Origin of the sequence: Leptolyngbya sp. UWPOB_LEPTO1 (genome assembly GCF_017302695.1) — a bacterium.
GTDB lineage: Bacteria > Cyanobacteriota > Cyanobacteriia > Leptolyngbyales > Leptolyngbyaceae > Leptolyngbya > Leptolyngbya boryana.
Map to the genome: position 1 here is coordinate 58,830 of NZ_JAFLCJ010000022.1, position 19,305 is coordinate 78,134.

Sequence of the window (19,305 nt, forward strand, 5' to 3'; positions counted from 1 at the left end):
ATGCATATCGCGATCGTTGCACCCAGTCCTGTTCCATTTTGTATTGGTGGAGCCGAGAAACTCTGGTGGGGATTACAAGAAGAAATCAATCAAAATACATCGCATCAGGCTGAGTTGATCAAACTGCCCAGTCCAGAGCAGAACTTTTCAGAGTTGATTGATAGTTATCAGCAATTTTCTGAGCTAGATTTGCGCCATTTTGATTTGGTCATTTCCGGCAAATATCCGGCTTGGATGGTCAAGCATCCGAATCATGTTTGCTATATGCTACACCGATTGCGAGGCTTATATGATGCCTATCATTTGACAGGTTTACCGGAGCGATTTACGACAAATCATCCAACCCTTTCTCGTCTTCAAAAACGAATTCAACAAGGAAAACGTGGCGATTTACCAGAGATTTTTTTACAGCTTAAACAGTTAGAATCTAGCGGGAAATTACCCGAAGAAGCCGCCCATTTTCCTGGCGCTTTTGTTCGAGAATTGATTCACTATTTTGATGGAGTTGCTTTAGATCCCAAAGCCATTAAGAAATACACTGCTATCTCTCATAATGTCGCAAATCGCAAGAATTACTTCCCACGTGGAAGTACGATCGACGTAATTTATCCACCTTCAAGTTTGAGAAGATTTGAGCAGGGAAGTAGCGATTATTTTTTCACCATTAGCCGTTTAGACAGTGCAAAAAGAATTCGCCTACTCGTCGAAGCCATGCGCTTTGTAAAGTCAAAAGTTCAGCTTAAAATTGCAGGAACTGGACCGGATGAAAAACGGTTAAAAGAGTTAGCTGGAGACGACGATCGCATCGAATTTCTTGGATTCGTCAATGACGAAGATGTAATTGGGCTGTATGCCAATGCGATCGCAGTTCCGTATCTTCCTTATGACGAAGATTATGGCTTAGTCGTGATTGAAGCCATGATGAGTGGAAAACCTGTTTTAACCACGATCGATGCGGGTGGTCCGAACGAGTTTGTCATTAATGGAGAAACCGGATTTTCTGTTTTACCCGAACCTGCTGCACTTGCTGAACGAATAGATTATTTTTATCAGCATCGTACAGAAGCCAAGCAAATGGGACTCACAGGTCGAAAACTGGTTGAGACAATTACTTGGGAAAATACGGTCACTCGTTTGTTAAGCGAACCTCCCTTAAAGACGATGAGCAATGGAATGAGTAAATCTCGCCAAAAAATTACGATCGCGGTTACATTTCCAGTATTTCCGCCACGTGGAGGCGGACAAAGTCGCGTTTTCCATCTATACAAATATCTTGCTAAATATTTCGATATTGAATTTGTTTCAGTGACAGGATTCGATCAGGTTCCGTTTGCAGGCGAAATCGCTGAACACGTTTACGAAATTCGTATTCCTAAATCGGCAAAACATCAGCAACAAGAACAAGAAATCGAAAAAGAAACTCGAGTTCCAATTACCGATATCGTTATGCCGGATTTGATTCATTTGACTCCGGAATATCTTGAAGCATTAAAAACGTCGATCGCATCTTCAGATTTCGTCATTGCTTGTCATCCTTACCTCTATCCCGCCATTCGATCGATTACGGATAAACCGATTTGGTATGAAGCCCAAGACGTTGAAGTCGATTTGAAAGCGAAAATCCTCCCGGATAATGCGGTCAGTCGGAAGCTCTTAGAATCGATTAAAAAAGTCGAATTAGAATGCTGTAACGCGAGTCAATTGATCATGACTTGTTCGCAAAATGATGCGAATTTGCTCAATCAAATTTACGGTATTGATCTCAATAAAATGATTGAGGTTCCAAACGGAGTAGACACTGAAGCGATCGCATATATTTCTCAAGAAAAACGGCGATCGATGAAAGAAAAGTTAGGAATTTCTAATAACTTTACTGCTTTTTTCTTGGGAAGTTGGCACGATCCAAACCTCAAAGCCGTTGAAACCATTTTGAATCTTGCTCCATCACTGCCTGATATCAATTTTCTAATTGTTGGAAGTGTAGGTTGGGCATTTCAAGATAAAAAACGCCCGGAGAATGTGGGATTTTTAGGAGAAGTAGAGGAAGAGACAAAAGCGATCGTTTTAGAGATTGCCGATGTCGCACTCAATCCAGTCACCTTTGGTTCAGGGACAAACCTAAAGATGTTAGAGTACTTTGCGGCAGGCATCCCAGTCATTTCGACTCCAACCGGAATCCGAGGATTGGGCGTGGAACATGGCAAACACTGCATCGTCGCAGAAGTTGACCAGTTTGCAAGCGCGATCGCGCAAGTGCGATCAGAGTCTTCAACGATTCAACTGACCCGAATCGAAGCCGCCAGAACGCGAGTGCAGCAGCAGTATGATTGGCGAGTCATTGCCGACGATTTTATGGCTGCTTCTGCAACATTCAGGTAAAACGTTCATCAGCTTAAATCGAGCAAGATCATCGTGAAAAAAGCACTCATTACCGGACTGACCGGACAAGACGGATCGTATCTCGCAGAACTTTTGCTAGAGCAGGGCTATCAAGTCTTTGGGTTAGTTCGTCGATCGAGTTCGGGCAATGCTGATCGCATTAGCCATTTATCAGGAACGGTCGAGATTTTATCCGGTGACCTGCTAGATCAATGTTCGTTAATGGATGCCGTTTCCTACGCCCAACCCGACGAAATTTATAATCTGGCATCTCAGAGTTATGTGCCACTGTCTTGGACACAGCCCGCTTTGACCGCAGAATATACTGCTCTAGGCGTTTCACGGTTACTCGAATCGATTCGTCGCTGTAAATCAGATGCCAGGTTTTACCAAGCATCTAGTAGTGAAGTGTTCGGACAACCCGATGAGTCGCCTCAAACCGAACGAACCGCCTTTCGGCCTCGAAATCCTTACGGAGTCGCAAAAGCTTACGCGCATTGGATGACGATCAATTATCGCCAGCAGTATGGACTCTATAGCTGTTGTGGTGTGACCTACACGCATGAATCTCCACGTCGAGGCACAGAGTTTGTCTTTCGTAAGATCACCCGTGGGGCAGCGTTGATCAAAATGGGTTTAGACAAAGAGTTGAAGCTTGGAAACTTAGACGCGAAGCGGGATTGGTGTTATGCGAAAGATGCCGTGCGGGCAATGTGGATGATGTTGCAACAAGAGCAACCCGATGATTACATCATTGCCAGCGGTGAAACGCACTCGGTTCGAGAGTTAGTGCAGACTGCATTCGACTGCGTGGGATTGAACTGGGAGGAGTATGTCTCAGTCGATCCGAATTTTTATCGACCGGATGAAGCCGTGCAGCTCGTTGGCTCGATCGATAAAATCCGCAGACAGCTAAATTGGGAGCCGCAATATCCGTTTAAGCAGTTGGTCGAGTTAATGGTTGATCACGACTTGAAGGAATTGAGCGAAGCCCAATGAAAATTGCGATCGATGTCACCCCTTGGATGCCAAAACCGAGTGGAATCGGGTTTTATGTCTCAAACTTGATTCAAGGGCTGATGCGATCGCAAGATTCTCCAGATTTAGAACTGATCTATCAGCCCGGACTCAAGAAATGGCTCAAGGGAGATTTCGCATTTCCTGATTATTTACGAGCTTATTCGCGTCTCAATCTATTTCCACTTCCGGTAAGATTGTCGAATTTAATTATTGACTTTCCCTTCTTATTTTCTAATGGCTTAGAAGCCTGTTTCCAGCAAGCTGATATTGTGCATGGAACGAACTATACTGTTTTTCCAACTCGGAAAAGTCGTCGAGTCATTACGATCTATGATTTGACGTTTATCAAGTATCCTGAATTTACGAATTCAACGGTTAGTGCTTATACAGAACGGTTAAAAAAATGCCTGCGCTGGACAGATTTAATTTTGACCATCTCGCATAGTTCTAAACGCGATATCGTTGAGTATCTCAAGGTTGATCCAGATCGAGTTTGGGTGACTCATTTAGCCAGTCGTTATCAAGTTGATCAGCCGATTCCTGAATTCTCGTTTCCGAAACCTTATATTTTATTTGTCAGTACGATCGAACCGAGAAAAAATATTCGATCGCTGATTTCTGCATTTGAATATCTAAAGCGAAATTATAAAATTGAGCATCAATTAGTTCTGATCGGTCAAAAAGGCTGGTTATACGAACCCATTTTTGATCAAATTGCGCGATCGCCGTATCAAAGTGAAATTCAGCATCTCGATTATCTTCCCGACGCTCAAGTCATGCAGTTTTACCGAAATGCGGATGTATTCGTGTATCCCTCGCACTACGAAGGGTTCGGAATGCCTGTATTAGAAGCAATGACGTTAGGTGCACCTGTTGTGACAACGAATGTCTCATCTCTGCCAGAAATTGCGGGCGATGCGGCACTATTGATTGAGCCAAATGCGATCGAAGATTTGGGAGAAGCGATTTTGAACGTCATTCGCGATCGCACTTTACGCGAGAATTTGATTCAAAAGGGCAAAGAACAAGCTAAATTATATTCTTGGGAAAATACGGCTCAAGAAACATTGAAAGCTTATCGATCAATTCTGTGATCTTAGTTCTGTGATATTAGTCAATCTTGCATTTTTAGCTTCAAAACCGACAGGTCACACTGTCTATGCAAAAAATTTACTACCTGGTTTAAGCACGCTTGATCCAGTTTTATTATCTGGACAAAATATCCCTCCTTACCAGTATTATCCGATTTCAGATCAACTCACACCGGATCAAGGGACAAAAGGGCATTTCAATCGATTGAAATGGACGCAATTTGAATTACCTAAAATCTATCATCAGCTTCAGAGTAATCTCATTTTCTCTCCAATTCCCGAAGCTCCAATTTTTACAAAATGTCGCTATATTGTGACATTACATGATTTTATTCCGCTGCGATTTCCGCGTTTCACATCGCCATTAACTCAATATTATCGATTCTATATTCCTCATGTTCTTGCCCAAGCTCAGCATATTTTGAGCGATTCAGAATCGACGGCAAATGATGCGATCGAGTTCTACAAAATCCCATCGAACAAAATCACAGTCATTCCACTTGCTTACGACAATCAGCACTTCAGATTTCTAGATTTACCCACTAAAAATTACTTTCTCTACGTCGGGCGACATGACCCTTATAAAAATATTGGTAGAGCACTCAGCGCTTTTTCTCGACTTCCTAAAGATTATGAATTCTGGATCGCAGGCTCACCCGATCCAAGATTTACCCCTCAGTTAGAACAGCAAGCTGAAAGCTTGGGAATTCGCGATCGCGTTAAATTCTTGAGTTATGTTTCCTATGCAGAATTACCTGCATTGATCAATCAAGCCACTGCGCTTGTTTTTACCAGTCTGTGGGAAGGGTTCGGCTTACCTGTACTCGAAGCAATGGCATGTGGAACTCCCGTCATTACTTCTAATCTGTCCTCAATTCCTGAAGTGGCAGGCGATGCGACGATTTTAGTCAATCCTTACCGTGAATCTGAAATTTTCGATGCGATGAATGCGATCGTTCAAGATTCAAGCCTCCGAACCCAACTGAGAGAAAAAGGACTCGCTCGCGCTCAATCTTTTAGCTGGCAAACTACTGCGAACCAAACCGCAGAAATTCTCAAACGCTATCTCTAATTACTTTTTTGCCATCAGCATCACAACACCGCAGATAATAAACGCTAATCCAAACAGTCGGATCACCGGAATCTGCTCATTAAAGACGAATTTCCCGAGCAGCACCGAAAATACATATTGCAATGCAACTGCCGGAGCCAAAATACTGAGAGGAACACGAGTCAGCAGCAAAATGTATAAGATTGCACCCGCTCCATAGCATCCTAGTCCAATCACCAATTCAGGCGTTGTGGCAATACTGAGAACATGGCTCACCGCATTATTAGAAGTGAGTTGCCCCAGTTTCAATGCCCCTGATTTGAGAAAAAACTGACCTGCAACACCTGCCACGATCGACATCAGAAACAATGCAAATTCTTGAAAACTCACAGGAAATCTTTCTCCACATTTCGCTTTTTCAGTTTACAGCTAGCTTGAGCGTCTGACCGGGAAACCTTGAGCTACATTTATTTTGGAAGCATGAAAAACTCACGATGAATTCTTCAACCCCTGTACAACCGACCTACACTGACGCCCAAATTTCCATTTGGTTACGTGGTCTTCTCACTTTGGCTTGGGCAGATGATAAGTTCGATGAAGCGGAGCAACAGTTAATTGCTTCTCTGACTGAACATGCCTTAACCCAGGAAGAAACAGAGCGATCGTTTCAACCGATCTCGAATGAAGAACTGCGATCGCACTTTGCCCCTGACGCTCAGCTTGCCGAGAATTTTCTCAGAACCGCAGTGATGGTTGCCCTCGCAGATGGAGTCTACACATCCAGCGAAGACGAAATCTTAGAACAATTCTGTCAGACCTTGAATACTGGAACTGAGATTCTAGAAAATCTGCGGCTGACTTTATGCGATCGACATGCCGAAACTCAAGCGCTCCAGCCGCATCCTGAACTGCATCTTGATGTGTTGCAGCCTGTACGATCGTGGCTCGACGGCTTCCAAGTTCACGATCCAAAGGTTGCACATTTTCTCTGCAAACTCATTCCCGCCCAATGCCCCTTTGAGCGAGACGTAAAGCTATTCGGGCACAAGATTGTGCATATTCCACCCATGTGCAAGTTGAATCCGCTGTATGAACAGTTGGTCGGTTTACGATTCCGCGCACTCTCATATCTTGCAGACGAATGCGGCGAGGATGTTACACCTTACTGTTAGAAGAATTGGCGATCGCTCTTGAAGAGAGGAGCGGTCACAAAATTATATGGATCGCATAAGAATTGAGATTGATTTCGGTAGACTGAGAGCAAAAGTTCTCTACTCGTTTCTGCTTTATGTCAGTCTCAATTCCACAACAGGTTTTAGATACCTTACAAATGCTTTCTCCAGAAGAACAGAAAATGGTTCTCGAATTTGCAGTGAAGTTGCAACACAAACAAGTTCCGACTTCAAACTCGCCTGAATCTTTTCAATCGTTCTTTGACGTTGCTAGAGAGTTTATTGGTCGCGGGGAAGGACCGAGCGACTTATTAACCAACCCCGATTACATGAAAGGATATGGACAGGATTCACCAGCAAGTCATTCTTGATACGGGGCCACTTGTTGCTTTAATTAATCGTCGTGAGCCTCGTCATGAATGGGTGAAGCATCAGTTAATGAGAATTCAGTCACCATTATTTACCTGTGAAGCAGTAATTTCAGAGACAGTGTTTCTCTTGCAGCACGTTCACAATGGGATACAAACACTCAAAGGCTTACTAGAAACAAAAAGTATCTATATCGGTTTCCAGTTTAATTCTGAGGTTGAGCAAGTTACAGATCTATTAGTTCGCTACGACTCTGTTCCAATGGATTTTGCAGATGCTTGTCTCGTAAGAATGGCAGAACTCTTGCCTGATAGTGCAGTTCTCACACTTGATAGCGACTTTCTAATTTACCGCAAGCATAAAAATCAAACGATCGATACAATCGCACCTTGGCAGTAAGTTCGACTTGCCCAAAACTCCATTCACCGCGATGATTGAAAAGATTTTTTAGCTCAAAAAACGATGCAAGAACTGATCGCGGATGTATTGGTTGTCGGAGGCGGAACAGGCGGAACAGCCGCAGCCATCCAAGCCGCCCGACGCGGTGCAAAAACAATTCTCGTCAGTGAATTTGAGTGGCTCGGCGGAATGCTCACCAGTGCAGGCGTAACCGCTCCCGATGGCAACGAACTTGCAGCCTTTCAAACCGGAATCTGGGGTGCATTCCTGCGCGAATTAGAACGCCGACAACCCGGAGGACTCGACAACGCTTGGGTCAGTTTCTTCACCTACGAACCCCGAATCGGAGCCGAAATCTTTGCCGATTGGGTCAAGGCTTTACCGAATTTGCAGTGGATCGCCGGAGAAATTCCCGCCGCCGTTTTGCAAGAAAACGACCCTTGCGGTATCGGCGAAGCCGCACGCATTCTCGGAGTCGAATTTCAAACAGTCAGAGTCGAGGCAAAAATTACGATCGATGCCACCGAACTCGGCGATCTTTTAGCCCTAGGCAACATTCCTCATCGCTGGGGATGGGAATTGCAATCCGAATTCAACGAACCAAGCGCTCCGCCTGAACCCAACGAACTGACTCAAACCTATCCTGTTCAAGCGCCAACCTGGGTCGTTGTGATGCAAGATTTTGGTGAAGCAGAAGCACCAGAAATTCCCAAACCTGAACATTACAATCCCGACTTATTCGAGAAAGCTTGGCAAAACTATGGCGCTGAAGCATTTTTGAATTACGGACGGCTTCCCGGAGATCGCTTCATGATCAACTGGCCCATCTCTGGCAACGACTACGGTGAGAATCCCAATCGGCTACTCGATCGCTCAACTCGCCTCGAATTCCATGAAGACGCAAAAAACCACTCTCTCGCTTTCGCCCACTTTATCCAAACCAAATTAGGGCGCAGATACGGACTCGCCGAAAACACCTTTTCGAATGGCACTGCCTTTGCTCTGCATCCCTATTATCGAGAAAGCCGCCGTCTCATCGGTATCACCACCCTGCGCGAACAAGATCTGCTTCCCAAAGGACAAGTTGCCCCACTCCCCTACCAAGTCGATGCGATCGGCTGTGAATACGCCGAAAATTTCTGCCAAGCGATCGCCATTGGCAACTACGCCAACGACCACCACTATCCGAGCGGCGACATTCCATTAAAATCAAAATCCATCCGCTGGGGCGGGCGTTGGACAGGAACCCCCTTCACGATTCCTTACACCTGCTTGATTCCGAAGGAAATCGACAATTTTCTAGTCTGTGAGAAAAACATCTCCGTCACCCACATCGCCAACGGCGCAACTCGGCTTCAACCGCTCGTTTTAGGAATTGGGCAAGCCGCAGGTATGGCAGCCGCTCTTTGCATCGAACAAATCTGTCATCCCCGTCATTTAGATGTGCGATCGCTGCAACTCGCCTTACTCACCGATGCGATCGCGCCCGCTGCAATTTTTCCTCTGTTCAATTTGTCACCTAAACACCCAGAATGGCTCGTCTGGCAGCAATACTATCTCGACCATCCAGAAAGTTATCCGACAAACGGTGAATGTCCCGCCAGTAAAAGCATTCAAGCACCTAGCGACCAAGCTAAACCATTCAATGGAATTTTCCACCGCAAAGGAGTACAAGACTATACATTAAAATCTACAGAACCATCCCAGACTGAATGGCTGATCGTCACAGTAGATCCCGAAGTCAACGCTCAACTACAGAAAATTCAGACCGGACAATCACTGAGCGGTTTAGGTAAATTTAATCAGTCTGGAAATTGGATTTTAGTAGAAGCGCTGAATACGGATAATCAACACTACCCTGAAGCGTTTGTCAAGTAGGTGCGACTACCGAATTTGAGTTTTCAGCCATTTTTTGTCCTGATGTGATGCCCAAAATTGTGAAGAAAGGGGTATCAACACTGAGGACGTAAAATATGCGCGCTCAAACTTTGGTTGCACTCTTTAGCTGGCTCATTGGAGCAGTTGCTATCGGTTCTTACACCACCGAGCGTTTCTTCCCCGCCGCCTCTCAGTTAAACGCCCCTCAACTGATTCCACACACACTTGCCCATCGGGGCAGCGGACGGATCGAAACCCAACTCGAACAGATGAACTTTCTCATCTAATTTTCTCAATCTCAGCTTTTCAATCTGAACAGTTTACATTGAGCTTCCAAACTGTGTGGAGATCGCTTTTCTAGAGGGTCGATCTCCCTCTTTAATTTTTTTCCATCGACGATCGCAGTCTATTCCCTGACGAAGCACTATAAGACCCAACTGTTGAGTTTTCAGCGAGAGTTGGGCACGTTCAAAAAAGCAATTTTATCGAAATCTATTAAAGATAAAATTGTTAACGTATGCCAACGATGAAGTTTTGCTCTGTATTGAGAGAATTCCTGTTGAAATACAGACTCTCGCTGTAGACTGGATTTCGGCATCGTTTTGATTGTATTCGTGTTCTTTGTTTCAGCGGTGGCGCGATCGATATGACAAATGACCTAGATCTGATCAAACTTCTCAGCCCTAGTGCAATGGATCAGATTATGTTGTATCTGGCGTTTAGCGCAATGCGAACGGGCGGTCATCGTCATGGCGCATTCCTAGACGCAGCCGCAACAGCTGCCAAGTGCGCGATTTACATGACTTACTTGGAGCAGGATGGCAACATCCGGATGACGGGTCATCTGCACCACATCGAACCCAAACGAGTAAAGGCGATCGTGGAAGAAGTCAGACAAGCTCTTACCGAAGGCAAACTCTTGAAAATGCTAGGGTCACAAGAACCTCGGTATTTGATTCAGTTACCCTACGTCTGGATGGAGCAATACCCCTGGCAACCGGGACGCTCACGAGTTCCTGGAACCAGTTTGACTTCTGAAGAAAAGCGCCAAATCGAACAGAAATTGCCCAACAATCTGCCCGATGCCCAACTGATCAACTCCTTTCAGTTTTTAGAACTCATCGAGTTTCTGAATACGCGATCGCAAGAGGATCTTCCACCTGAGCAGCGAATGCCCTTGAGTGAAGCACTGGCAGAGCATATCAAGCGCCGCCTGCTTTACTCTGGAACCGTCACTCGCATCGAGTCGCCTTGGGGAATGCCTTTCTATGCGCTCACCCGAGCATCTTACTCACCTGAAGACCAAGAAGAACGCGCTTATGTCATGATTGAAGACACAGCGCGATTTTTTCGCTTGATGCAAGACTGGGCAAAGCGAGAAGATCAGGTCATGCGCGTCTTAGAAGAATTAGATATCCCAGACGATCGCGTGAGAGATGCGATCGCAGAGCTTGACGAGATATTACGCAACTGGGCCGATCGGTATCATCAAGAAGGTGGAAAACCATTTGTCGTGCAGATGGTATTTGGTTCAACCGAAACGTAAGCAGTTTAGACTATTACGCAATTTAAACTTTTGCAACTGTCTGAAAGATAGCGTCAACTCCCCAGAGTAAACTAGGCAATGATTCTAGGATGAAGCGGTCTAGTATCGTCGAAGCTTAGAACTACAGATGATGCCAAATCATAAGCACTAATCTGGAGCCTTCCATAATATGTCTCATACGGTCAAAATTTACGACACCTGCATTGGGTGTACACAGTGCGTTCGTGCTTGTCCTACGGACGTTCTAGAAATGGTTCCCTGGGATGGGTGCCGTGCGGGTCAAATCGCATCGTCACCGAGAACAGAGGACTGTGTTGGCTGCAAACGTTGCGAAACGGCTTGCCCGACGGACTTCCTCAGCATTCGAGTTTACTTGGGTGCTGAAACGACTCGCAGTATGGGTCTGGCTTACTAAGTTTGTCTTATTAAGCAAAACTTCATACAGCAATCATTTTTCATTTATGTGGGTTCAAAGTTATGGGGGCAGTTCGCCCTCATTTTTTTGTTTGCTTTTTGTTTGCAATTGAGGGAGATTCGCTCTTGAAAGCTCTAATTCTCTCCGATCGTGAATTCAAAATCCAGCAAGATCGTTGAAGGAGCATCTATCTATTATCTCCGCTCGAATTGGGTTCGTACAAAATAATGCGATTGCCGTCAGGATCATAGGCATAGGCTTCGCGTCCATGAGACACGGTGCGAATCTCACTGATAAACGCATCAATGCGATCAAGTAAAGCGATCGCCTCTTCCAGCTTTTCAATCTGCACACACAAACTTACGGCTGGAAATAAGGTAATCGGCGCTTTCTCTGGCGATTCCTCAACCGTTGGGCGATAAATGCCGAGCCGGATACCAAATGCTTCAAATTCTGCATATTTTTCAGGCGTGAAAATCTGCGGCTCTTGCTGAAAAAGTTGCTGATAAAAGTTGACAGACCGATCGAATTGTGAGGCTGCGATCGTAACCCACGCTTTTTGGATGCGCATAAAAATCCCCTTCCAGACATAAATTCATTTTGGAACAAAACGTTAGATTGAGAGGGAACAGTATTGAGGAAACTGCGATGACCGCTACACTCTCTGCGCCTCAGTCGGTAACATCTTGGCTAGGAGATGAAGGAGAAGATTTACTCACCTATCAAGCCAAAGTTTCTAAGGATTTATTGCATTTGCCGGGTCCCGATTTTCTCGATCGCGTTTTTGTTCAAAGCGATCGCTCTCCCCAAGTGCTTCGGAGTTTGCGCCAGCTTTATTCATTTGGAAGGTTAGCAAATACAGGTTATATTTCGATTTTGCCTGTTGATCAAGGGATTGAACATTCAGCCGGAGCTTCGTTTGCCCCGAATCCGATTTACTTTGATAGTGAAAATATTATCAAACTCGCGATCGAAGGGGGATGTAATGCAGTTGCAACAACGCTTGGCGTACTCGGCAGCGTTTCACGGAAATATGCGCACAAAATCCCCTTCATTCTCAAGCTCAATCACAATGAGCTACTCACCGTTCCCAATCAGTACGACCAAATCATGTTTGCATCTGTTGAACAGGCTTGGAACTTGGGAGCGGTTGCAGTTGGGGCAACGATTTACTTTGGGTCTGAAAATTCAACTCGACAGATTCAAGAAGTGAGTCAAGCGTTTGCGTTAGCGCATGAATATGGCATGGCAACGATTCTTTGGTGCTATCTGCGCAACAGTGCATTTAAGCAGGATAAAGACTATCATCTCGCAGCAGATTTGACCGGACAGGCGAATCATTTGGGAGTCACGATCGAAGCTGACATCATTAAGCAAAAACTGCCAGAAATCAACGGCGGCTATGCTGCAGTTGCAAAAGCGACCGGGGAAAGTTATGGCAAAACTGATCCAAAAGTGTATGGCGAACTGACGACAGATCACCCGATCGATTTAACGCGCTATCAGGTGCTCAACTGTTATTCAGGTCGAGCAGGATTAATTAATTCGGGCGGTGCTTCAGGTAAAAACGATTTTGCAGAAGCGATTCGGACAGCCGTGATCAACAAGCGTGCAGGCGGAACTGGATTGATCTCTGGACGCAAGACATTCCAACGCCCCTTTGACGAAGGCGTGAAACTGTTCCATGCGATTCAAGATGTTTATCTCTCGCCTGAAATTACGATCGCTTAAATCAAGATTGGTCAATCCATCGCTGCAAGATCGGATTGACCAGTTCCGGCGCTTCATCTTGGGGACAGTGCCCAACATTTGGAAGTTCGATAAATTCTTTCACCTGTGGATATTCTGCAAATTTGCGGGCTAACTTGATCGGTTCCCAAGGGTCTTTCTCACCCCACAGCACGATCGCGCGACACGGCAATTTTGGAAACAGATCTTCAGGCAAAGGCCCTGTGGAATATCCGGTAAACGCAACGAAAACAGCGGCTGCACCTTCATCGCTCGCTGCACCAAGCAAAAGCTCAACTAATTCATCAGTCACAGCTTCCGATCGCGCATAAGCCTTGAGCAAAATATTTCTGACCGCTTTTGGCTTGGCAACTTGCTTGAAAAACCATTCTCCGAAGGCTTGATTTTTCAAAACTTTCTGTAAAATTGGCGCTCCAATTCGTTTTACCCAGGGTTGGGTTGCTCGATATCGTTCATGTAAAAGCCGTAGTGAACAGTTGAGCAACGCTAGCGATCGCGCAATTTCAGGATGATCAACCGCAGCCTGCATGACCACAATACAGCCGATGGAATTCCCGACTAAAACCGCAGGCTCTCCAACAATTTCACGACAAAAATCAGCAATCTGGTTGCCCCAAGTTTCAAAGGTATATTCGATTTCCTCAAGAGGTTTCGGCTTTGCAGATTTGCCGAAACCAATCAAGTCGATCGCATAAACGCGACAGTTTTTTGCAAGTTCGGGAATGTTTTTGCGCCAGTGAAAAAAAGAAGCCCCAAATCCATGCACCAAGACAACAGGCGTTCCCTCAGTTCCTTGAGTTTGATAGGCAATTTCAAATCCTTGCCAGTTCCAGGTTTTGTATTCGATCGCAACTGTCGGAGCCGTCACCATTTTCCCTGTTCCCAAAATGCCTCTTTACAAACTGTAACGATTTTTTGGACATTCGGGGTCGCCAAATTTCTGCAAATGTCGGATTTTGCAGAAAGCTGGTCTATAACTAAGAGGGCAAAACGTCTCAGTTGTTACACTCCAAAGCACTATGGACAGTCCACTTATCGGCAAATATGCACCCGACTTTGAACTCCCCGGTACAGATGGAGCGATTCATCATTTAGCCCGTTACCTTGAACAGCACCAGGCGATCGTGGTGGTGATCATGTGCAATCACTGCCCGTATGTGAAACTGTATCTCGATCGGCTCAAACAACTTCAAACTGAGCTTAAACCTCAAGGTGTAACCTTGATCGGCATCAATCCCAACGATTCGGATCAATTTCCCGAAGATAGCTACGAAAAGATGCAATCCTTTGCAACAGCGCATCAACTTAATTTTTTGTATCTGCGGGATATGAATCAAGATGTCGCTCATGCCTTCAAAGCTGTAAAAACTCCGCAGGTGTATCTGCTCAACAAGCAAGGCATTGTCTGCTACGCAGGCGCGATCGATGATAATGCTCAAACCCCTGAAGCGGTTCAGCATCAATATTTGAAAAATGCGATCGCATCACTGCTCAACCATCAACCCATTTCACCCACTTCAACTGATCCCGTCGGATGCTCTGTGAAATGGCGCAATTAATCGATCAAGCTTGTCCATACTGAGGGCAAACGATCGAGGTTAAGCAGCATGGATCTGAGTGTTGTGATCTGTACTTACAACGGTGCAGGACGAATTGGACAAGTTTTAGACGGAGTGCGATCGCAAGTTCACACAGAGTCGATTACTTGGGAAGTTCTGGTCATTGATAACAACAGTCAAGATCACACAAAACAGGTGGTCGAAGCTTATCCAAAAGTGCGATATGTGTTTGAGGCGCAGCAAGGAACGGCTTTTGCGCGATCGAGAGCGGTCAAAGAAGCACAAGGACAATGGATCGCTTTTATTGATGACGATACAGTACCCGATGAAAACTGGGTCGCGCAGGCTTACCAATTCACGCAGACACATCCAGAGATTGGTGCATTTGGGGGACAGATTCATCCAGAGTACGAAGTTGAGCCACCCAGTGGAATTGGAAAAATTGCGCCTTATTTAGCGATCGTAGAACGCGGGTCGAAGCCACATCGATACGATCGAGTTTTACCTCCTGGAGCAGGATTAGTGGTGCGGCGGCAAGTTTGGCTCGATCATATGCCCGAGAAATTGGTCTTAGTCGGACGAACAACAGCAACAATGCTGGCAAGTGAAGATATTGAAGCCATTTTGCACATTCAGAATTCAGGACATGAAATCTGGTACAACCCCGAAATGCACCTTTATCATCAGATCCCCAAATGGCGAACTGAGAAATCGTACTTATTGAAGTTAATTAAAGGCGTAGGACTGGCTCGGCATCAGATTCGCATGACTCGCTGGCAGGCTTGGCAACGTCCATTGATCACGCCGATTTATTTGCTGAATGATTTGAGAAAGCTGATGACTCATTGGGTAAAATTCGGGCGATCGCAGAATTTAGAAGTCGTTTGTGAACAGCAATTGTTACTTAGTAGTTTGGTCAGTCCATTCTATTTGAGACGCTTGAACTTAAAAGAATGAAACTCTTAATCCAACATACACATCGCCCCGATGAGATTGCAGGCGTTGTCACCTATATTGATGCGATCGTACCCGGTCTAAATGCTAACGGGGTAGAAACAAAAGTGCTGTCAACCCAGACAGAATCGATTATCTCCTGGATTTCAGAGATTTTTTGGGCAGATGTTGTGCATATGAATTCTAATCACTTAGGATTCGCATTACTCTGTAAGTTATTGGGTAAAAAAATCGTTATTAAATATCATTATTTATTCTATATTTCGACTCATTTTCATTACGAAAAAATGACTTTTTGGCAACGATTCAAGTTTGAACTGATTCAGACTTTGCCAAAGTCAAATTATCCCCTGAAATGGAAGCTGCATACTTTTGTAAAATGGGCGAGATTAGCAACTCGTTTGGGGACCGCGCTTTTAAGCGATCGACATGCTGCCTGTAGCCAGTTTTTAGCAGAATCCCATAGTTTTCCTTGGAAAGTTGAGGCGTTAAATTATCCGATCGCGTCTGCATCAGACAAGAAAACCCTGGCAGATCTCGACCAGCCTTACACATTTACGTATGTCGGTCGCCTCAGTCCTGATAAAGGCGTTGATCTCTTGCTCAGAGCCACCAAGCTGATCGAAGCTGAGAATTTCAAAGTCAACATTATTGGCAGTGGTCAGGATTTAGAGCGATTGACAGAATTGGTCAAAGAGTTGCAAATTCAAGATCGGGTTGAATTCTTAGGTCGTCGCTCTGGCAAAGAAGTGTTAGAAATTGTGCGATCGTCGTTGGCATTAATTGCGCCTTCTCGCTGGCAAGAACCCGCTGGATATGTAGCCCTAGAAGCTTCGAGTGTACGGACTTGCTCGATCGTTGCAAGAGTCGGAGGTTTACCCGAGATGGCAGGAGAGTCAAATTTGCTCTTCGAGCGTGAAGATTACAAGACTTTAGCTCAGCATATGCAGACTTGTTTAGACAATCCCAGTCAAGCTTTAGAGCGAGGCGAGCTAGCGCATCAATATATTTCTGAACAATTTACTTCCGAGAAAGCCGTGCGCGAGTTGCTCGAATTGTGTCGTTAGCCCAGGTTGAATTCCTTCACCGCAGGCAAGAAGTTCGCATTTTCGTGACTTGAGCGACTCAATTTAATCAAAACAAAGCGCTGAATCGGAGCCAGTTCTGCCCATTGGGATTGAGCGATCGTAACTCCTACGTCTTGAGCTTTCTGCGTCACACTCTCAGGAATTGTATTTGCATCATTCCACTGTGGATTCGGATCGAGTGCTAAATCGGTCGCAGTTTCTCCAGTACGCTGTTCAACGAGCTGATGCAAGAGATCGTGATAGGTGCGAATCTCAGACTCAGAACTGCATGGAGTCTTGATCGTTTGATAGCGATCTGCTTCAGTAAACTTATTCCACTGATGTAATTTCAATTTGACTCCGCATGTATCCAACTTGAAGCGCACAATCATCGGAATGCAGCGCAACGAATCGACAAAATCAGTTTCAAACTGAAAGAAAAAACTCATGAAATTTGCCTTTAGTGATTACTTTTCGGAGCAACATTTCGCACAATCCAATAACTAATAGATAGCGCAAAAATTGCTGTAGCCAAAGCAATGAGATCAAGCCCAGCCGTTTTCTCTAAATCGAGAATGATAATTTTTCGAGCGACTGCGATTAAGGAAGTGACAATTACTAACTCTACTTGAATCACATGTTTTTTCAGGTAGGCAGTAATGTTTTCTAAAATCTCAAACGCAATCAAAACGTTTAGAAATAGACCAAATGTTGTGAATAAAATTTTTCCTGATTCTTCGCTTGGAAAAGGCGAAGAAAGTTTAATAAACAAGAAAGTTCCTAATTGAAAGACTGCTAGAAAAATCACCAGCAGCATCATAATCGAGAGGATCTTCGAGACCCATGTCTCGACACGCCCCAGAAGTCCGAGAAAATTGTCATCTTTCATGAATTCTCGCACCGATTTCAACAGGGGATGCCGCATAAATACTTACCGTCTCTACTGTTGTGAGCATACCGAAGGCAGGGATCGGAGTAAAGAGAAGAGTAAGTTTCCGAACATGAGGGATTCTATCAGGAGCAATTGAGCAAAGTCTATAGTTACCGAATCGTACTTTTCTCAATACCAGCAAAGTACGGATGATTTTATAAAATTCGGCTACCAGACGCTAGCTCGAATAAAAATATGCGATCGAGATCAAATCGCAGCGGTAAGCGATCGCCGACTTTCACATCCAATCTTGGAGCAGCTTGCAGATTCAACGCTCGTCCTTCCAGCATGACTCGCAGTAGAATCTCACGTCCTAAAGGCTCAATTACGCTAACAGTACCGAAACAATGCGGGTTTTCCGCATCGATCGCAATATGTTCCGGGCGAATTCCCAAATCGTATTGACCTGGCGATACCTTCAGTGAAGCAAGAATGGCATGATTGCCGATGCGAAACTCTACCCCCGTGAACGTCACAGGAATGAGATTCATCGGAGGACTTCCCAGAAAAGTTGCAACCATGCGATTGACAGGTCGATCGTAAATTTGCTGCGGTGTCCCAATCTGCTGAATTCTTCCTCGATCGAGCACGACAATCTGATCGGCAAGCGTCATTGCTTCTACTTGGTCGTGTGTGACGTAAATTGTAGTGATTCCGACTTGCTGATGTAACTGTTTTAATTCGGTTCGAGTTCCGTCTCGCAACTGGGCATCAAGGTTTGAAAGCGGCTCATCTAAGAGAAAGACTTGGGGTTGACGGGCGATCGCGCGACCGAGGGCGACGCGTTGCTGCTGCCCACCAGATAATTGTCTTGGTTTGCGATCGAGGAGATGGCTAATTTCTAAAATTCTGGCAACCGTTTCGACTCGAGCTTGAATTGTGGATGCCTCCACCTGACGCATCTTCAGCCCAAACGCAATATTTTCTGCCACGCTCATATGAGGGTAAAGCGCGTAATTTTGAAACACCATTGAAACATCGCGTTGACGTGCTGGGACTTGATTCACCAAGCGATCGCCAATATACAAATTTCCTGAAGTCGCGGTTTCCAACCCTGCGATCGTTCTTAAAATCGTCGATTTCCCACAGCCAGACGGTCCAACCAGCACCCAAAATTCACCATCGGGAATCTTAAAACTGATGTCTTCGATCGCGGCGGATTTGCTAAAGCGGCGAGTAATCCCGTCAAGCTGTACAGTTGCCATAGGAAATATCTATCTTTGATAGTAAAACTTACGTAAAGCTTGAAGTGCCCAGTCTATCTTAAGGGATATTATTTTAATACCATTGTAAATTAATGTTGTTTAGTAGACTTCAGTTTAAGGATTTTGGTGAATCAGAGTTCCAGTTTAAATTCGTTACAGGTTCTGATTGTGGAAGATGAAGCGGTAACGCGGACAGCGTTGACGGTTCTTCTAGAATATCAGGGCGGAATCGTCACGGCTGTCGGCTCCGTACAAGAGGGAATTCAAGCTATCAAATCCGGCTTAGAGCCAGAGGTGTTGGTCAGTAATATTCGTCTTCCAGATGGCAATGGAGCCAGAGTCTTAGAGGCAATTCGCAGGCAGTATGTCGATCGCCCTAGAGTCGCGATCGCATTGACAGGCGAAGAGATCGAAGCGATTCGAGTCGATCCAGAGTCAGCAGGATTTCAGGTGTATTTGTCTAAGCCATATGATTCGAGAATTTTATTGAGTACGATCGCCCGATTGATGCGGTAAAGTT

The 19,305-nt window shown here is 45.1% G+C and carries 22 protein-coding genes; 16 read left to right on the forward strand and 6 right to left on the reverse strand.

Annotated features, from left to right (window positions below; genetic code table 11):
- Genes J0L70_RS25570 through J0L70_RS25585 form a run of 4 tightly spaced genes read left to right on the forward strand, consistent with a single transcriptional unit; the run spans position 1 to position 5,562 of the window.
- Positions 1–2,379, forward strand: coding sequence for a glycosyltransferase family 4 protein (locus J0L70_RS25570; RefSeq protein WP_287456380.1), 2,379 nt, complete (start codon positions 1–3; stop codon positions 2,377–2,379).
- A gap of 33 nt (positions 2,380–2,412) precedes the next feature.
- The gene (locus tag J0L70_RS25575; protein ID WP_287456381.1) at positions 2,413–3,378 is read left to right on the forward strand and encodes a GDP-mannose 4,6-dehydratase; all 966 of its coding nucleotides are present in this window, start codon (positions 2,413–2,415) and stop codon (positions 3,376–3,378) included.
- On the forward strand, positions 3,375–4,493 hold the full coding sequence (locus J0L70_RS25580; protein ID WP_017288367.1) for a glycosyltransferase family 4 protein: 1,119 nt from the start codon (positions 3,375–3,377) through the stop codon (positions 4,491–4,493). The genes J0L70_RS25575 and J0L70_RS25580 overlap by 4 nt, the downstream gene beginning before the upstream one ends.
- Before the next feature lie 10 nt (positions 4,494–4,503).
- Positions 4,504–5,562: a glycosyltransferase family 4 protein gene (locus tag J0L70_RS25585; protein ID WP_287456382.1), complete on the forward strand. Its 1,059-nt coding sequence runs from the start codon at positions 4,504–4,506 to the stop codon at positions 5,560–5,562.
- Here J0L70_RS25585 and J0L70_RS25590 read toward each other — a convergent pair whose 3' ends face one another.
- Positions 5,563–5,931, reverse strand: a complete 369-nt coding sequence (locus J0L70_RS25590; protein ID WP_017288365.1) for a DMT family transporter — start codon at positions 5,929–5,931, stop codon at positions 5,563–5,565.
- Between the two features lie 104 nt (positions 5,932–6,035).
- Here J0L70_RS25590 and J0L70_RS25595 point away from each other — a divergent pair, with 104 nt between their 5' ends.
- The 7 genes from J0L70_RS25595 (at position 6,036) to psaC (ending at position 11,320) form a co-directional block, all read left to right on the forward strand.
- Positions 6,036–6,713: a Mo-dependent nitrogenase C-terminal domain-containing protein gene (locus J0L70_RS25595; RefSeq protein WP_190653175.1), complete on the forward strand. Its 678-nt coding sequence runs from the start codon at positions 6,036–6,038 to the stop codon at positions 6,711–6,713.
- A 116-nt stretch (positions 6,714–6,829) separates the two neighbouring features.
- Complete coding sequence (locus tag J0L70_RS25600; RefSeq protein WP_268242954.1) at positions 6,830–7,084, forward strand: hypothetical protein; 255 nt, start codon at positions 6,830–6,832, stop codon at positions 7,082–7,084.
- On the forward strand, positions 7,053–7,481 hold the full coding sequence (locus J0L70_RS25605) for a type II toxin-antitoxin system VapC family toxin (protein ID WP_287456383.1): 429 nt from the start codon (positions 7,053–7,055) through the stop codon (positions 7,479–7,481). The genes J0L70_RS25600 and J0L70_RS25605 overlap by 32 nt, the downstream gene beginning before the upstream one ends.
- A 63-nt stretch (positions 7,482–7,544) precedes the next feature.
- Positions 7,545–9,359: an FAD-dependent oxidoreductase gene (locus J0L70_RS25610; RefSeq protein WP_287456384.1), complete on the forward strand. Its 1,815-nt coding sequence runs from the start codon at positions 7,545–7,547 to the stop codon at positions 9,357–9,359.
- A gap of 95 nt (positions 9,360–9,454) precedes the next feature.
- Positions 9,455–9,646, forward strand: coding sequence for a hypothetical protein (locus J0L70_RS25615; RefSeq protein ID WP_017288361.1), 192 nt, complete (start codon positions 9,455–9,457; stop codon positions 9,644–9,646).
- Between the two features lie 359 nt (positions 9,647–10,005).
- Positions 10,006–10,905, forward strand: coding sequence for a heterocyst differentiation master regulator HetR (gene hetR, locus J0L70_RS25620; protein WP_017288360.1), 900 nt, complete (start codon positions 10,006–10,008; stop codon positions 10,903–10,905).
- Positions 10,906–11,074: 169 nt separating this feature from the next.
- Entirely contained in the window at positions 11,075–11,320 is a 246-nt protein-coding gene (gene psaC / locus J0L70_RS25625; protein WP_009458117.1) for a photosystem I iron-sulfur center protein PsaC, read from the forward strand.
- A gap of 187 nt (positions 11,321–11,507) precedes the next feature.
- Here the strand turns inward: psaC and J0L70_RS25630 are convergent, their stop codons facing one another.
- Complete coding sequence (locus tag J0L70_RS25630; protein ID WP_017288358.1) at positions 11,508–11,891, reverse strand: VOC family protein; 384 nt, start codon at positions 11,889–11,891, stop codon at positions 11,508–11,510.
- Positions 11,892–11,968: 77 nt separating this feature from the next.
- Here J0L70_RS25630 and J0L70_RS25635 point away from each other — a divergent pair, with 77 nt between their 5' ends.
- Positions 11,969–13,051 (forward strand): class I fructose-bisphosphate aldolase, encoded by a 1,083-nt coding sequence (locus tag J0L70_RS25635; RefSeq protein WP_287456385.1) that lies wholly within the window; start codon positions 11,969–11,971, stop codon positions 13,049–13,051.
- Position 13,052: 1 nt separating this feature from the next.
- Here the strand turns inward: J0L70_RS25635 and J0L70_RS25640 are convergent, their stop codons facing one another.
- Positions 13,053–13,940, reverse strand: a complete 888-nt coding sequence (locus J0L70_RS25640; protein ID WP_287456386.1) for an alpha/beta fold hydrolase — start codon at positions 13,938–13,940, stop codon at positions 13,053–13,055.
- 148 nt (positions 13,941–14,088) lie between these two features.
- Here J0L70_RS25640 and J0L70_RS25645 point away from each other — a divergent pair, with 148 nt between their 5' ends.
- The 3 genes from J0L70_RS25645 to J0L70_RS25655 are packed head-to-tail and all read left to right on the forward strand — an operon-like array spanning position 14,089 to position 16,649.
- On the forward strand, positions 14,089–14,628 hold the full coding sequence (locus J0L70_RS25645; protein ID WP_190653181.1) for a thioredoxin family protein: 540 nt from the start codon (positions 14,089–14,091) through the stop codon (positions 14,626–14,628).
- Between the two features lie 48 nt (positions 14,629–14,676).
- Positions 14,677–15,585 (forward strand): hormogonium polysaccharide biosynthesis glycosyltransferase HpsE, encoded by a 909-nt coding sequence (gene hpsE, locus J0L70_RS25650; RefSeq protein ID WP_017288354.1) that lies wholly within the window; start codon positions 14,677–14,679, stop codon positions 15,583–15,585.
- Positions 15,582–16,649, forward strand: a complete 1,068-nt coding sequence (locus J0L70_RS25655) for a glycosyltransferase family 4 protein (RefSeq protein ID WP_287456387.1) — start codon at positions 15,582–15,584, stop codon at positions 16,647–16,649. The genes hpsE and J0L70_RS25655 overlap by 4 nt, the downstream gene beginning before the upstream one ends.
- Here J0L70_RS25655 and J0L70_RS25660 read toward each other — a convergent pair.
- The 3 genes from J0L70_RS25660 to J0L70_RS25670 form a co-directional block, all read right to left on the reverse strand.
- Positions 16,646–17,098 (reverse strand): nitrate reductase associated protein, encoded by a 453-nt coding sequence (locus J0L70_RS25660; protein WP_287456388.1) that lies wholly within the window; start codon positions 17,096–17,098, stop codon positions 16,646–16,648. The genes J0L70_RS25655 and J0L70_RS25660 overlap by 4 nt on opposite strands.
- A gap of 11 nt (positions 17,099–17,109) precedes the next feature.
- On the reverse strand, positions 17,110–17,574 hold the full coding sequence (locus J0L70_RS25665; protein WP_036044615.1) for a phosphate-starvation-inducible PsiE family protein: 465 nt from the start codon (positions 17,572–17,574) through the stop codon (positions 17,110–17,112).
- A 161-nt stretch (positions 17,575–17,735) separates the two neighbouring features.
- Positions 17,736–18,785 carry an ABC transporter ATP-binding protein gene (locus J0L70_RS25670; RefSeq protein WP_287456389.1) on the reverse strand — a complete coding sequence of 350 codons (1,050 nt, stop codon included), beginning with the start codon at positions 18,783–18,785 and terminating at the stop codon, positions 17,736–17,738.
- A gap of 126 nt (positions 18,786–18,911) precedes the next feature.
- Between J0L70_RS25670 and J0L70_RS25675 the strand changes: the two genes are divergently transcribed.
- A complete protein-coding gene (locus tag J0L70_RS25675) occupies positions 18,912–19,301 on the forward strand; it encodes a response regulator (RefSeq protein ID WP_017288349.1) in 390 nt (129 codons plus the stop codon).
- Positions 19,302–19,305 lie beyond the last annotated feature (4 nt).